Origin of the sequence: Streptomyces sp. SudanB25_2051 (assembly GCF_964272635.1) — a bacterium.
Lineage (GTDB): Bacteria > Actinomycetota > Actinomycetes > Streptomycetales > Streptomycetaceae > Streptomyces.
Window position 1 is genome coordinate 4,059,940 of record NZ_OZ186787.1, and the last position, 13,995, is coordinate 4,073,934.

The 13,995-nt window shown below is 74.8% G+C and carries 10 protein-coding genes; 6 read left to right on the top strand and 4 right to left on the bottom strand.

Annotation, left to right across the window (positions count from 1 at the left end):
• Nucleotides 1–13 precede the first annotated feature (13 nt).
• From ACSUPT_RS18380 to ACSUPT_RS18395, 4 genes are all read left to right on the top strand, one after another.
• Nucleotides 14–1,651 (top strand): serine/threonine-protein kinase, encoded by a 1,638-nt coding sequence (locus ACSUPT_RS18380; RefSeq protein ID WP_436944980.1) that lies wholly within the window; start codon nt 14–16, stop codon nt 1,649–1,651.
• Nucleotides 1,652–1,792: 141 nt separating this feature from the next.
• Nucleotides 1,793–3,511 carry a protein kinase domain-containing protein gene (locus ACSUPT_RS18385; RefSeq protein WP_436946233.1) on the top strand — a complete coding sequence of 573 codons (1,719 nt, stop codon included), beginning with the start codon at nt 1,793–1,795 and terminating at the stop codon, nt 3,509–3,511.
• A gap of 104 nt (nt 3,512–3,615) precedes the next feature.
• Complete coding sequence (locus ACSUPT_RS18390; protein ID WP_436944981.1) at nt 3,616–5,313, top strand: succinic semialdehyde dehydrogenase; 1,698 nt, start codon at nt 3,616–3,618, stop codon at nt 5,311–5,313.
• 140 nt (nt 5,314–5,453) lie between these two features.
• Entirely contained in the window at nt 5,454–7,283 is a 1,830-nt protein-coding gene (locus tag ACSUPT_RS18395) for an FAD-dependent oxidoreductase (RefSeq protein ID WP_436944983.1), read from the top strand.
• A gap of 241 nt (nt 7,284–7,524) precedes the next feature.
• Here the strand turns inward: ACSUPT_RS18395 and ACSUPT_RS18400 are convergent, their stop codons facing one another.
• On the bottom strand, nt 7,525–8,547 hold the full coding sequence (locus ACSUPT_RS18400) for an LPXTG cell wall anchor domain-containing protein (protein WP_351963375.1): 1,023 nt from the start codon (nt 8,545–8,547) through the stop codon (nt 7,525–7,527).
• Between the two features lie 486 nt (nt 8,548–9,033).
• Complete coding sequence (locus ACSUPT_RS18405) at nt 9,034–9,405, bottom strand: chorismate mutase (RefSeq protein WP_399216994.1); 372 nt, start codon at nt 9,403–9,405, stop codon at nt 9,034–9,036.
• Between the two features lie 324 nt (nt 9,406–9,729).
• On the opposite strand from ACSUPT_RS18405, the gene guaA reads away from it, so the two are divergent.
• On the top strand, nt 9,730–11,328 hold the full coding sequence (guaA, locus tag ACSUPT_RS18410; protein ID WP_436944985.1) for a glutamine-hydrolyzing GMP synthase: 1,599 nt from the start codon (nt 9,730–9,732) through the stop codon (nt 11,326–11,328).
• 471 nt (nt 11,329–11,799) lie between these two features.
• Entirely contained in the window at nt 11,800–12,261 is a 462-nt protein-coding gene (locus tag ACSUPT_RS18415; protein WP_361654995.1) for a DoxX family protein, read from the top strand.
• Here ACSUPT_RS18415 and ACSUPT_RS18420 read toward each other — a convergent pair.
• Nucleotides 12,168–12,431: a hypothetical protein gene (locus tag ACSUPT_RS18420; RefSeq protein WP_361654675.1), complete on the bottom strand. Its 264-nt coding sequence runs from the start codon at nt 12,429–12,431 to the stop codon at nt 12,168–12,170. The two genes, ACSUPT_RS18415 and ACSUPT_RS18420, sit on opposite strands and share 94 nt — an antisense overlap.
• Nucleotides 12,418–13,770: a PspC domain-containing protein gene (locus ACSUPT_RS18425; RefSeq protein ID WP_436944987.1), complete on the bottom strand. Its 1,353-nt coding sequence runs from the start codon at nt 13,768–13,770 to the stop codon at nt 12,418–12,420. The genes ACSUPT_RS18420 and ACSUPT_RS18425 overlap by 14 nt, the downstream gene beginning before the upstream one ends.
• Nucleotides 13,771–13,995 lie beyond the last annotated feature (225 nt).

Genomic DNA, 13,995 nt, shown 5'->3' on the forward strand with positions numbered 1-13,995 from the left:
TGAGCGGAGACACGTGGAACAGACTCAGGGCATGGGCGGGGGCTTGGTGCTCGCGGGGCGCTACCGGCTGGGCGAGACCATCGGCCGGGGCGGGATGGGCAAGGTGTGGCGGGCCCACGACGAGGTGCTCCACCGTACCGTCGCCGTCAAGGAGCTGACGGCCGGACAGTTCGTCTCCGAGGCGGACCGGGTCGTCCTGCACGCCCGTACGCAGAAGGAGGCCCGGGCCGCCGCGCGGATCACCCACCCCGCTGTCGTCACCGTCCACGACGTGCTGGAACACGACGACCGGCCGTGGATCGTCATGCAGTACGTGGACGGCTCCTCCCTCGCCGACACGGTCAAGTCCGCGCCGGATGGCCGGATATCACCCCGGGAGGCCGCGCGGATCGGACTGCACGTGCTCGGCGCGCTGAGCGCCGCGCACGCCGCCGGGGTGCTCCACCGGGACGTCAAGCCGGGCAATGTGCTGCTCGCCCGCGACGGGCGCGTCCTCCTCACCGACTTCGGCATCGCCGCCATCGAGGGCGACTCGACCATCACCCGGACCGGTGAACTGGTCGGCTCCATCGACTATCTGGCGCCGGAACGGGTGCGCGGCTCCGACCCGGGCCCGGCCTCCGACCTGTGGGCGCTGGGCGCCACGCTGTACACGGCCGTCCAGGGCGAGTCGCCGTTCCGCCGCTCATCGCCGATCAGCACCATGCAGGCCGTGGTGACCGAGGAGGCCGGGGACGCCGCGCACGCGGGCCCGCTCGCCCCGGTGATCACGGCGCTGCTCCGCAAGGACCCGGCCGACCGGCCCACCGCCGGTGAGCTGGAGCGGATGCTGATCGAGGCGATGGAGGGCCGCACGCCCAGCGCCGCGCAGGCGTTCGTACCGACCCGGTCGGTGTCACCGGAGGAGCTGCGGGAGGTGGCGGACGGCATCGCGCGCCGGCCCGAAGGGGCCGCCGGGGACACCGCCACCGCCACCGCGCCGCCCGCCGCGCCGCACGGTCCGGCCACCACCGTCCGGGCGGGCGCGGCCCGTTGGCGTCGCGCCGCCATGGTGGTGCTGCTCGCGGCGGCCGTCGGCGCGGGCGCCGGGTTCGCCGTCATGCGGTACGCCGACAGGGGCGGCCCGGCCACCACGAACATCGCCGCCGAACCGACGCCCTCCGGAGACGCCACGGCCGCGCCGATACCCGGCGGGCTCCCGGAGGGGTGGCAGCGCGTCCAGGACCCGCTGGGCTTCAGCCTGGCCGTACCGGTCGGCTGGAAAAGGCAGATGGACGGCGACCAGATCGACTACACGCCGGACAACGGCAGGCATCGCATTCGCGTCAGCGTCGACGACACGCCGGATTTCGAGAACCCGTATATGCACATGCTCGATGTGGAGAAGTCCCTGCGGGAGAGGCTGCCGGAATACCGCCGTGTGAAGCTCGACCAGAATACGTTCCGTGATCAGCTGGAATCCTGTCTCTGGGAGTTCACCTGGTACGAGAAAAGGACACACCCCGGTAAGCGCCACGCGATTGATCAGGTGTACTACACGGACGACGGAACCGAGTACGCGCTGTACATGTCGTCTCCCGAGGAAGACTGGGCGACCACACGGGAGCAGTTCGACATCGTGCTGCGCCACTGGCGACCCGCCGGGGGGTGACCTCCTCGGCGCGAGCGGAGGAGATGGGCCGTGTCGGTCGGAGGGTGGAGAGCGGGGGAGCAGGGGGACCAGGGGGAACAGGGCGAGGCGGGGGAGCGCGGGGCGGGGCGGCACCAGCCGCCCGGGCCGGCGTCGCGCGAGATGCGCCGCATCATGGGCCGCTACCGGCTGGAGGCCCGCCTCGGGCGCGGCGGCATGGGCACCGTGTGGCGCGCCCACGACGAGCTGCTGGGCCGTCAGGTGGCCGTCAAGGAACTGCACGTGGACGCGGGGGGCAGCGGCGGCGCGCCGGGCGGGGCGGGTGCGGGCGGCGGGGCTGACGCGGCCGTGGACGCCACGCTGCGGGAGGCGCGGGCGGTGGCCCGGGTGCACCACCCGCACATCGTGTGCGTCCACGACGTGGTGGAGGAGGACGGCGTCCCGTACATCGTGATGGAGCTCGTCGAGGGCGTGTCGCTCGCCGAGCGGATCGCCGTACGGGGCCCGGTGGACGCGCGGGAGGCGGCCGGGATCGGTCTGGCCCTGCTGTCCGCGCTGCGCGCCGCGCACGCGATCGGGGTGCTGCACCGGGATCTGAAACCGGCCAACGTCCTGGTCGAGGAGGCCACCGGGCGGGTCGTCCTCACCGACTTCGGGATCGCCCAGCTGGCCGGGGCGACCACGCTGACCGAGGCGGGCATGTTCGTCGGCTCGCCCGAGTACACCGCGCCGGAGCGGATGCAGGGCCACCGGGCGGGGCCGGCGGCGGACCTGTGGTCGCTGGGCGTCCTGCTGTGCGCGGTGATGACGGGCCGCTCGCCGTTCCACCGCGACTCGCTGGGCGGGGTGCTGCACGCCGTCGTGGAGGCCGAGATCCGGCCGCCCGCCGTGGTGGGGCCGCTGCTGCCGGTCGTACGGGGGCTGCTGGAACGCGACCCGGCGCGCAGGCTCGACGGCGCGGAGGCGGAACGGCTGCTGCGGGCGTACGCGACGGGCGCGGGCGGCGCCGTCCTCGGCGCGGCCGGGATGGGCGCGGCGGCGGTGGCGGCTCCGGGCGGGGCGCTGCCCGGTGACCCGCCGGCCGCCCACGACCGGCCCGACGAGGCCCGGCCGGGCGCCCAGGTGGGGCAGGGGGACGCGCCGACCGGGGCCCGCTCGCACGCCGTACCGCCCGCGCGGGCCCGGGACCGGGTGCGGCACCGGGCCAGGGTGCTGCCCGGCCGGTCGTCGCCCGCCCCTCGCGACGCGCCCGCCGTACCGGAGGTGCCCCTGGTGCCAGAGGTGCCGGACGTCCCCGAGGCGGCCGACCTGCCCGGCGTGTCGCCGCTCGGGCCGGTGGGCGGCGCGCCGGACCGGGGTCCCGCCGCGCCCGCCCTGCCCGTGGCGCCGCCTGCGGGCGTCGAGCCCCAGGACGCCGTGCTCCCCGACGCCGTCGCCACCGAGGACCGCCCGGGGCAGGGCGCCGAACGGCCGTACGCGGCCCCGGCCCCCGCTCCGTCCTCCATCCCGGCCCCGTCGCCGTCCCCGCCCGCATCCGCCACGCCGCCCGGCGGGCTCCCACGGGAGGGCGCCCCACCGCGGATCCCGCCCCCCGCCGCCTCCCCCTACGGGACCCCGGACGCCTCCCCCTACGGATCCCCCGACGCCTCCCCGTACGGGGTCCCCGGCGCGTCCCCCTACGGGTCCCCGCCCTCCGACGCGGCGCCCTACGGAACCCCGCCCTCCGACGGCGCGGCGCCCGACCGCGTACCGCCGCACGACGGGGCCCGCGAGGCGCGCCGCGCGGGTGGGCCCGCCACCGGGCCGCTGGTCGCCGCCCTGGTCGCGGCGATCGCCGTCGCGGTCACTCTCGGAGTCGTCCTGCTGCTGACAACGCGCTGATCAGGGCTTATTTGCCAGTGAACGCTGGCGTGATGTGGACGCACGGTGAAAAGACGTTACCGCCGGGTACCCAAACGGCCCGTACCCCGCATACCCTCGCCCCCATGACGGACACGCAGGCCTCCGCCCACGCCAACGGACCCACGCCCCCCGCCGCGTCCACGCCGGCCGCCCCGGCGTCGGCGGTGCCCGCCCCGCGACGGGGGCACCCCGCGTCTCCCACCAACCCCGTGGCCCCCGCCCCCGCCGGGGCCCGCACCGCCGCCGATGTCGTGACGCCCGACCTGGTCGCCCGGCTCACCAAGGGCGTCGTCGGCTCCGGGCGCACCGCGAACCACACCCCGTTCACCGGGAAGCGGCTCGCGGAGCTGCCCGAGTCCACTCCCGAGGACGTGGCCGAGGCGTTCGCCCGCGCCCGCGCCGCCCAGACCGCGTGGGCTGCCTGGCCCGTCCGCCGCCGCGCCGCCGTGCTGCTCCGCTTCCACGACCTGGTGCTGGAGCGCCAGGCGGAGGTCCTCGACCTGATCCAGCTGGAGACCGGCAAGGCCCGGCTGCACGCCCACGAGGAGATCCAGGCGGTCGCCATCGCCGCCCGCCACTACGGCGTCAAGGCCTCCGCGTACCTGGGCCCGAAGCGCCGCACCGGAGCCGTTCCGGTGCTCACAAAGGTGACCGAGCTGCGCCAGCCGCGCGGGGTGGTCGGCCAGATCGCTCCGTGGAACTACCCGCTGGAGCTGTCCGTCGGCGACGCCCTGCCCGCCTTCGCCGCCGGCAACGCCGTCGTCATGAAGCCCGACACGGAGACCGCGCTGACCGCCCTGTGGGCGCGCGACCTGCTGGTCGAGGCGGGACTGCCGCCCGAGGTGTTCCAGGTCGTGCTGGGCGAGGGCCCGGTCGTCGGCCCGGAGGTCGTCCAGCACGCCGACTACGTGTCGTTCACCGGCTCGACCCGCACCGGCCGCGAGGTCGCCCGCGGCGCGGCGGCCCGGCTCGTCGGGGTCTCCCTGGAGCTGGGCGGCAAGAACCCGATGCTCGTGCTGCGCGACGCCGATGTGGAGAAGGCCGCCGCGGGCGCCGTCCGCGCCTGCTTCTCCTCCGCCGGGCAGCTGTGCATCTCCATCGAGCGGCTGTACGTCCACGAGTCGATCGCCGACGCCTTCCTGGAGCGGTTCGTCGCCCGGACGAAGGCGATGCGCCTGGGCACGTCCCTCGCGTACGGCGCCGACATGGGCTCCCTGGTCGGGGAGCGGCAGCTGGAGGCCGTCACGCGGCATGTCGACGAGGCCGTCGCCAAGGGCGCCGCGGTCCTCGCCGGCGGTGTCGCCCGCCCCGACATCGGCCCCCTCTTCTACGAGCCGACCATCCTCGAAGGCGTCGACGACTCCATGGCGGTGTGCGCGGAGGAGACCTTCGGCCCGGTCGTCTCCGTGTACCGGTTCACCGACGAGGACGAGGTGATCGCGCGGGCCAACGACACCGCGTACGGCCTCAACGCCAGCGTCTGGACGAAGGACGCCCGCCGGGGCCTCGCCGTCGCCGCCCGCCTGCGCGCCGGGACGGTGAACGTCAACGAGGGCTACGGCGCCGCGTACGGCAGCGTCCAGGCCCCCATGGGCGGGATGAAGGACTCGGGGCTGGGGCGCCGGCACGGCTCGGACGGCATCCTCAAGTACACGGAGGCCCAGACGGTCGCCCAGCAGCGTCTGATGCCGCTGGCGCCCGCGTTCGGGATGGACGACGAGAAGTACGCGGCGTTCATGAGCCGCAGCCTGAAGGTGATGAAGGCCCTGCGCCTGCGCTGACGACGGACGGGGCGCCACACGTCCGCCCGCGCCGGGACGGGGCGGCACACGTCCGCCGCGCCGCGCCCCGCCGCGACGGGGCGGGCGGCCGCCGCCCCGCCCTTCCCTCCCTCTTTCGGTCCTTCTGTACGAGGAGAGCCATGCCCGAGGTCCCCCCTGCCCAGAACCAGCCGGAATCCGCCCCGGACGCCCGCGGCCCCCGCGCGTACGACTACGACGTCATCGTCATCGGCTCCGGGTTCGGAGGCTCCGTCTCGGCGCTCCGCCTCACCGAGAAGGGGTACCGCGTCGGCGTGCTGGAGGCCGGCCGCCGCTTCACCCCGGCCACCCTGCCGAAGACCTCCTGGGACCTGCGCAACTACCTGTGGGCCCCGGCCCTCGGCCTGTACGGCCTCCAGCGCGTGCACCTGCTGGGCAACGTGATGGTCCTCGCGGGCGCCGGCGTCGGCGGCGGCTCCCTCAACTACGCCAACACCCTCTACGTACCGCCGCCCGCGTTCTTCCAGGACCGGCAGTGGGCCGGCATCACCGACTGGCAGGCCGAGCTCGCCCCGTACTACGACCAGGCCAAGCGGATGCTGGGCGTCCGACTCAATCCGACCATGACCCCCTCCGACGTCCACCTCAAGGCGGCGGCGCGGGCCATGGGCGTCGGCGACACCTTCCACCTGGCGCCCGTCGGGGTGTTCTTCGGCGACGGCAAGGACGCCGACGGCACCGCCGAGGCCGCCCCCGGCGAAGAGGTGCCCGACCCCTACTTCGGTGGCGCCGGGCCCGCGCGGCGGGCCTGCACCGAGTGCGGCGAGTGCATGACCGGCTGCCGGCACGGCGCGAAGAACAACCTCACGCAGAACTACCTCCACCTCGCGGAACGGGCCGGCGCCGTCATCCACCCGATGACCACCGTCACCGCCGTGACCGAGGACCGCGACGGCGGCCACCTCGTCCGCGCCGTCCCCACCGACCGCCGCCGCACGGGCACCCCGCGCACCTACCGCGCCCGGTACGTGGTCGTCGCGGCCGGCACGTACGGCACCCAGACGCTGCTGCACCGCATGAAGGACCAGGGGCTGCTGCCGCGGATCTCCGACCGGCTCGGGGAGCTGACCCGCACCAACTCCGAGGCCCTCGTCGGCTCCCTCACCACCGACCGCCGCTACCGCAAGCGGCACGGCGCGCCCCTGGACTTCACCCGCGGCGTCGCCATCACCTCGTCCATCCACCCCGACGAGAACACCCACATCGAGCCCGTCCGCTACGGCAAGGGCTCCAACGCCATGGGGTCCCTGTCGATCCTCCAGGTGCCCTACGCGAAGAACCGCGTCGCCGCCTGGCTCGGCAACAGCGTCCGCCACCCGCTCCAGACCCTGCGGTCGCTGTCCAACCGCCGCTGGTCGGAGCGGACCATCATCGGGCTCGTCATGCAGTCGCTCGACAACTCCCTGACGACCCACCTGAAGCGCGGCGGCATCGGCAAGGGCCTGCTCACCGCCCGCCAGGGGCACGGCGCCCCGAACCCGAAGCAGATCCCCGAGGCGACCCGCGCCGCCACCCTGATCGCCGAGGAGATCAACGGCTTCGCCGGCTCCAACATCGGCGAGCTGATGGGCACCCCGCTCACGGCGCACTTCCTCGGCGGCTGCCCCATCGGCGCCACCGCGCGGGACGGCGTCATCGACCCGTACCACCGGCTGTACGGGCACCCGGGGATCTCCGTCGTCGACGGCGCGGCGGTCTCCGCCAACCTGGGCGTGAACCCGTCCCTGACGATCACGGCCCAGGCGGAACGCGCCATGTCGCTGTGGCCCAACAAGGGCGAACCCGACCCGCGCCCCGCCCAGGACGCCCCGTACCGGCGCCTGGCCCCCGTGCCACCCGTCTCCCCGGCGGTCCCGCCCCACGCCTACGGCGCCCTCCGCCTGCCCTTCCTGGGGATGCCGAAGGTCCCGCCGAGGAAGACGGACGCGTAGCGCCCGCGGAAGCCCCCACGACGTGCCAGAGGCGGCACGGCCCGGAGCCGGCACGACGCCGGAAGCCGTGGAGGCGGCACGCCCCGGAGCCGGCACGACCGGAAGCCGCGGAGGCGGCACGGTCCCGGAGAACGAGGTGGGGCCGCCCCCGGAGGACGAGGCGTGGCGCCCCCCGGAAAACACAGAGAGGCGCTGCGCCCCCCTCCGAGCGCAGCGCCTCCCCAGTCCTCAGACGGTGCCGTTACGCGGCGGCACCGTTCTGGCGGCGCTTCAGCGCGAAGACGACACCGGCGCCGGCGACGATGGCGATGCCGCCCGCGATGCCGATGGTCGGCAGCATGGAGCTGGAGCCGGTCTCGGCGAGCGTGCCGGTGACGGGCAGCTCGGCCAGCTCGCCCTGCGGCTTGGTGTCGGGCTTCTTGTCGCCCTTGCCCGGCTTGCCCTCGGCGTCGTCCACGTCGCCCGCGTCCGTGCCGGCGGCGAGGATCTCGAACTCGTACTCCATCTCCTCGCCGAACTCGCAGAGCCCGTCCTGGGTGAAGCTGACACCGGAGGCGAAGGCGAAGCCGTAGCCGGCGGGGGCCTTGGCGTCGACCTTCAGACGCATCTGCGCCTCGGTGAACTCGTTCTCCTTGAGGGCGTTGGAGGTGCCGAAGTAGCCGTCCTCGTCCGCGATGTTCACCCAGGTGCCGCCGATGTGGGCCTGGACGGTGAGGTACTGCGCCATGGAGTCGAAGTCCTCGCCGTCGATGGCGTCGGCGTACAGGTAGGCGTCGACGCCCTCGACGTCGTGGCCCGTCTTGTTCTCCACGCGGAAGGAGAAGTTCTGCCAGCCGGAACCGGCGACGACCTTCGACGGCAGGCCGACCAGCGAGGTGCGCAGGCCCTCGTTGTCCTCGAACTTCTCGCACTCCATCGCCGGCTCGGACGGCGACGCGGAGCCGCTCGGCGTGGTGGACGGGGCCGGGGCGGACGCGCTGCCGGAGGGCGCCGGGGTGGTGGCGCCGGCCGCCGGGGCCTCCGTCTTCGGCTCCTCGGTCTTCGACAGCTCCTCGGGCGTGCCCGTCTCCTGGGACTTCTCGTCCTCGGCGGGGGACGTCGTCTCGGACGTCGCCGCGTCCTGCGAGGGGGTCGCGGCCGGCGCGGAGGACTCCGTCGCGGACGGCGTGGAGTCCGTCGCGTACGCGGCCGGGGCCATCAGGAAGGCGGCGGGCGTGATGACGGCGGTCGCGGCGGCGACGGCCATGGCGCGGCGAAGCTTCAAGTCAGACCTCGTGGTCGGGGCGTACCACCGGATGCGGCACGGGAGCGTGGTGGGCCCCGCGCTGTCCGTGGGACAGGCGAGGCCGTGGTTTCGCATGCATGACCTGCGACGAGGGGGGATGGTTGCCCGCGAACTGACAGATTCTTTATGTGTGCTGCGTCACGTGTCGCGTGTCGGTCCGCCCGCGGGGCGGTCACAGGTGTACGGGACGGCGCGCGGACACATGGAGGGGGCGGCCGGCACCGGGCGTCCCCGGGCCGACCGCCCCTCTGGGGTGACCGGGCTGCTGTCCCCTGCCGTCCGGTCACACACGCCGGAGCGCGGTCCCACGGCGCACACGCGATGCGCCACACGCTCCGGCGAAGTCACGCGCTGGCGCGGACACCGGGACCAACGACCCGGTGTGGCCCGGGTCACGCTCCGTACGGGTGAGAGTTGCGGGAGCGCGCACGGGCGGGACGCGCACCCCCGTCAGACGCACCCCCGTCAGACGCGGCCCCGGCACAGCTCCAGCATCGTCATCGCCAGCGCCGTACCGGGCTTGCCGAGGGCGGTCCTGTAGTGGTCCAGGACCTCCATCTCGCGGGCGAGGTTCACCCGGCGCCCGCCGGAGGAGACGCGGGCCTCCTGGATGACGGCCGACACGGCCATGCGCTCCTGGATGAGGCCGATGATCCGGTCGTCCAGCGCGTCGATGCGTTCACGGGCGCCGGTGATCAGCTCGGCGGCGGCGTCCGTCCGCGCGCCGGTGACGTCGGCGGCGGACCTGGCGGCGGCCCGGTCGGGGGCGCGGCCGGTGCCGCGGTCCTCGGTGCGGGTGCCCGCGGGGGCGGCGGGGGTGGTGGTCGTCGGGGTCATCGCTGGGGGCTCCTCGTTCTCGGACGGGGCCCCGGGACGCGTACGGCCCGGCGGAGACGGCAGACGCCCCGGGCCTTTTCGGCCCGGGGCGCCTGGTGAAGTCGTCAGTTGCTCAAGCAGCACGACCACGGCAGCCGGACCAGCCGGTGCCATAGGTAAAGACGAAGGTCGCGTGCGTGTGCATGGCCGCCAGTATGGACCCGCGGACGGCGCCGGGGCCAGCCGCGCCCCCGCACGGTTCGGATGGTGAGACGAAAGGACTGTCGGCCACGCCGGTAGAATTGACTGATACCGACCCCCTCCCACCGCCGGAAGGCCGCCGTAGTGTCATCAGCGACCCCCGCTGCCGCCTCGCTCGACACCAACCCGGACGTAGTCCTCGTTGTCGACTTCGGCGCGCAGTACGCCCAGCTCATCGCCCGTCGCGTCCGTGAGGCCCGGGTCTACAGCGAGATCGTCCCGTCCACCATGCCGGTGGAGGAGATGCTCGCCAGGAACCCGAAGGCGATCATCCTTTCCGGCGGCCCGTCCTCCGTGTACGAGGAGGGCGCTCCCCGCCTCGACCGCGCCCTCTTCGAGGCCGGTGTCCCCGTCTTCGGCATGTGCTACGGCTTCCAGCTGATGGCCACCACCCTCGGCGGCACGGTCGACAACACCGGCGCCCGCGAGTACGGCCGTACGCCGCTGCACGTCAGCAAGAGCGGCTCCACCCTCTTCGAGGGCACGCCCGCCGAGCAGTCGGTGTGGATGTCGCACGGCGACGCCTGCTCCGCCGCCCCCGAGGGCTTCACCGTCACCGCGTCCACGGACGTCGTGCCGGTCGCCGCCTTCGAGAACGACGAGAAGAAGCTGTACGGCGTGCAGTACCACCCCGAGGTGATGCACTCCACGCACGGCCAGCAGATCCTGGAGCACTTCCTCTACCGGGGCGCCGGCATCCAGCCGTCCTGGACCACGGGGAACGTCATCGAGGAGCAGGTCGCCGCGATCCGCGAGCAGGTCGGCGACAAGCGCGCCATCTGCGGCCTGTCCGGCGGCGTCGACTCCGCCGTGGCCGCCGCCCTCGTCCAGCGCGCCATCGGCGACCAGCTGACCTGCGTGTACGTCGACCACGGCCTGATGCGCAAGGGCGAGACCGAGCAGGTCGAGAAGGACTTCGTGGCCGCGACGGGCGTCCAGCTGAAGGTCGTCGACGCGCAGGAGCGCTTCCTCAACGCGCTCGCCGGGGTCACCGACCCCGAGGAGAAGCGCAAGATCATCGGCCGGGAGTTTATCCGCGTCTTCGAGCAGGCGCAGGCCGAGATCATCGCGGAGGCGTCCGGCGACCAGCCCGTCGAGTTCCTGGTGCAGGGCACCCTCTACCCGGACGTGGTGGAGTCCGGCGGCGGCACCGGCACGGCCAACATCAAGTCCCACCACAATGTGGGCGGCCTCCCCGAGGACCTCGAGTTCAAGCTGATCGAGCCGCTGCGGAAGCTGTTCAAGGACGAGGTCCGCATGGTCGGCCAGGAGCTCGGCCTGCCGGAGGAGATCGTCCAGCGCCAGCCGTTCCCCGGGCCCGGCCTCGGCATCCGCATCGTCGGCGAGGTCACCAAGGAGCGCCTGGACCTGCTGCGCGAGGCCGACGCCATCGCCCGCGAGGAGCTGACGGCGGCCGGTCTGGACCGCGACATCTGGCAGTGCCCCGTCGTGCTGCTCGCCGACGTCCGCTCCGTGGGCGTCCAGGGCGACGGCCGCACCTACGGCCACCCGATCGTGCTGCGCCCCGTGTCCTCCGAGGACGCCATGACGGCGGACTGGACGCGCATGCCGTACGACGTGCTGGCCCGCATCTCGACGCGGATCACCAACGAGGTCAAGGACGTCAACCGCGTCGTCCTCGACGTCACCAGCAAGCCGCCGGGCACCATCGAGTGGGAGTGACCTCCGGGTGACCCCAGCCGTCCGCCGAGCCGCCGTCCACAGCCGTGGGCGGCGGCTCGCCGCTTTCCGCGGGCACGCTGGTGGTGTCGGGGTGAACCGGCGCGGCCCCCGCCCCGTACTGGCGGACACGGCACGCGCGCGTCGCGCGGTGGCGAAACGAGGGTGAGGACCATGGCACACACACCGAACGGCCCCGGCCGGGACGGCCGCGGGCAGCGGGGAGGGGCATTCCCCGGCCCGGGGCGGGACGGCCTGGGGCGGGACGGCCTGGCGCGGTACGGGAGCGGGGAGGCCGGCCAGGACCGGGACGACGACCGGGTGTCGGACGACCGGGGCGAGCGGCCCGGTGGCGGCGCGGGCGGCCGGGGCGAGCGGCCCGGTGGCGGCGCGGGCGGCCGCAGGGGGCGCCCTGCGGGCGGGAGCGGCGGGGCCGGTCCGGGCACGCGGGGCGGGCCCGGGGGCCCGGGTGCCCTGCGGGCGGCCGCCTCCCGGTACGCGCTGCTGCCGCTGCGGGTGTTCCTCGGTGTGACGTTCGTCTACGCGGGGCTCGACAAGCTGACGGACCCCGGCTTCCTGGCCGCCTCCGGCACCGGCTCCCTCGGTGAGCTGATGCGGTCCGTACGGGACGGCTCGGCCGTGCCCTGGCTGGTGGACACGGCGCTGCGCGACCCCGTCCTGTTCGGCTACGCGATCGGCGTCGGCGAGGTCGCCGTGGGGCTCGGCACGCTCGCCGGGCTGTGGGCACGGGTCGCCGCGGCCGGCGGTGCGCTGATCTCGCTGAGCCTGTGGCTGACGGTCAGCTGGCAGAGCGACCCCTACTACTACGGCAACGACCTCGCCTATCTGATGGCGTGGCTGCCGCTCGTCCTCGCCGGGGCGTCCGCGCCGTCCGTCGACGCGGCCCTCGCGGCGCGCCGCCGCCGCAGCCGGTAGCCGGCCCAGCCCGCCAGCGCGGCCGACGCCATCCCGCCGCCCAGGATCGGCAGCGCCGCGTACCACTCGGCGTCCCAGCGGCCCGCCGCGTCACCGCCGTACACGACCGCGACGGCCAGGCCCGTCACCCCGGCGACCAGCCGGCCCGGGCGGAACTCATGACGCAGCACGTGCCACCTCCAACTGACCGACGACGATCCGCAGATCCAGCTCCACCGTGCCGCCCGCCCGGACACCCGGAGGCGGCGGCACGGTCCGGGTGACGTCCCGGTCGGCGGCCACCCCCAGGTCCCCGCCTGCCGAGGAACCCGTACCGCCACTGTCCGCGGCCGGCACGGGGGGCAGCCGTACGTCCCCGAGGGCGGCCCGCGCGCGGACCTTGACGGTCACGTCGGAGGGCACGGTCACGACGATCCGTCCCGCGCCCGCGTCGGCGGCCACCTTCACCGTCCGGCCGCGCGGCACGTCCAAGGCGGCCAGGTCGAGCGTCCCGACACCCGAGTCCACCGTGTAGCGCGGCCGTATGTCCGCCACCGAGGCGGGGGACCACTCCGTGCGGGTCCACACCGTGCCGATCTGCCGCGGCACGGCCGACACGGCGGCCAGCAGCACCGCCGTCACGACCGTCATGAGCACCGTCCCGAACCCGGTGCGGCCCAGCAGGGAGCTGACGACCAGACCCGCGGCGAACACCGCGAGCGCCGACACCAGCCCGAACTGGAGGCTCACGCCCAGCGGATGCCCGCCCCAGGCGGCCGTGGTGCCTATGCAGCCGGCCACCGACGCGAGGAACAGGACGAGACCGCCGATGGACCGGGGCCCGCGCGGCGCGGCGGGCGCCTGCGGAGCGGGGGCGGCGGGCGGCGCGAGGCCCCAGGGCACGTGCCGGTGCCCCGCGCCGGGCGCCGCCCCGTCGGCGGGACCCCACAGATAACCGACCGGGAACGGCCCGGTCGAGCCGTCCTTGACGATGCGGTCGCGCCACCAGGACGGGGAGTCCGGCGGGGGCGGCGCCTGCGTCTCCGGCGGAGCGTCCGGGCCCGCCGGGTGCGCGTCCGCCTCCGTCCGCTCCGCGGGCGCCGCGTGCCGCCGCCGCTCCGACCAGACGGCCGCGCCGCTCACCGCGCACACCAGCAGCACCGCGAAGCCGATCATGCCGCTGTTGGCCGCGGCCATCGACAGGAACAGACCGCAGCCGGCCACCGCCATCAGCAGGGCGATCAGGGACGCGCCGTCGACACGGCCCGTCAGCAGCCGCCGCGCCTCGTTCTCCTCCTCGCCGTCCGCGGGGACGAACAGCCAGGCGAAGCCGTAGAAGATGAGGCCGATGCCCCCGGCCGCGGCGAGCACGCCGGTCGCCACGCGGAACACCACCGGATCCAGGTCGAAGTGGCGCCCGAGCCCACCGCACACCCCGGCGACCATCCTCTGCCGCGGGGTGCGCCGCAGCGGCGGCTGGTGGGGCGGGGCCTCGGGCGCCTCCGGTGCAGTGGGCGTCGCGCTCGTCATACGACCATGGTGACCGGCCGCGGCCCGCGGCGGCATCCGGCACGACCCTGGCCCGTCCCTGATATTCCGCCACCGGACCCCGAGGCTCCGCCGGGCGTGGCCGCGCCGCTCAGACCGTGTCCGGCGCGGCAGAGGCATGACGCGCCGGGCCTTCCCCCGACCCGGTCACCACGGCGGAGCGGCAACCGGTCGGCGGCCTCCCGGCTCGTCGCCCCGGCTCGGCGC

What these genes read in the sequence shown, in the direction of transcription:
- ACSUPT_RS18385 (WP_436946233.1), top strand. Translation starts at nt 1,793, where the DNA reads ATGCGCCGCATCATGGGCCGCTACCGGCTGGAGGCCCGCCTCGGGCGC.
- ACSUPT_RS18390 (WP_436944981.1), top strand. Translation starts at nt 3,616, where the DNA reads ATGACGGACACGCAGGCCTCCGCCCACGCCAACGGACCCACGCCCCCC.
- ACSUPT_RS18395 (WP_436944983.1), top strand. Translation starts at nt 5,454, where the DNA reads ATGCCCGAGGTCCCCCCTGCCCAGAACCAGCCGGAATCCGCCCCGGAC.
- ACSUPT_RS18405 (WP_399216994.1), bottom strand. Translation starts at nt 9,405, where the DNA reads ATGACCCCGACGACCACCACCCCCGCCGCCCCCGCGGGCACCCGCACC.
- ACSUPT_RS18425 (WP_436944987.1), bottom strand. Translation starts at nt 13,770, where the DNA reads ATGACGAGCGCGACGCCCACTGCACCGGAGGCGCCCGAGGCCCCGCCC.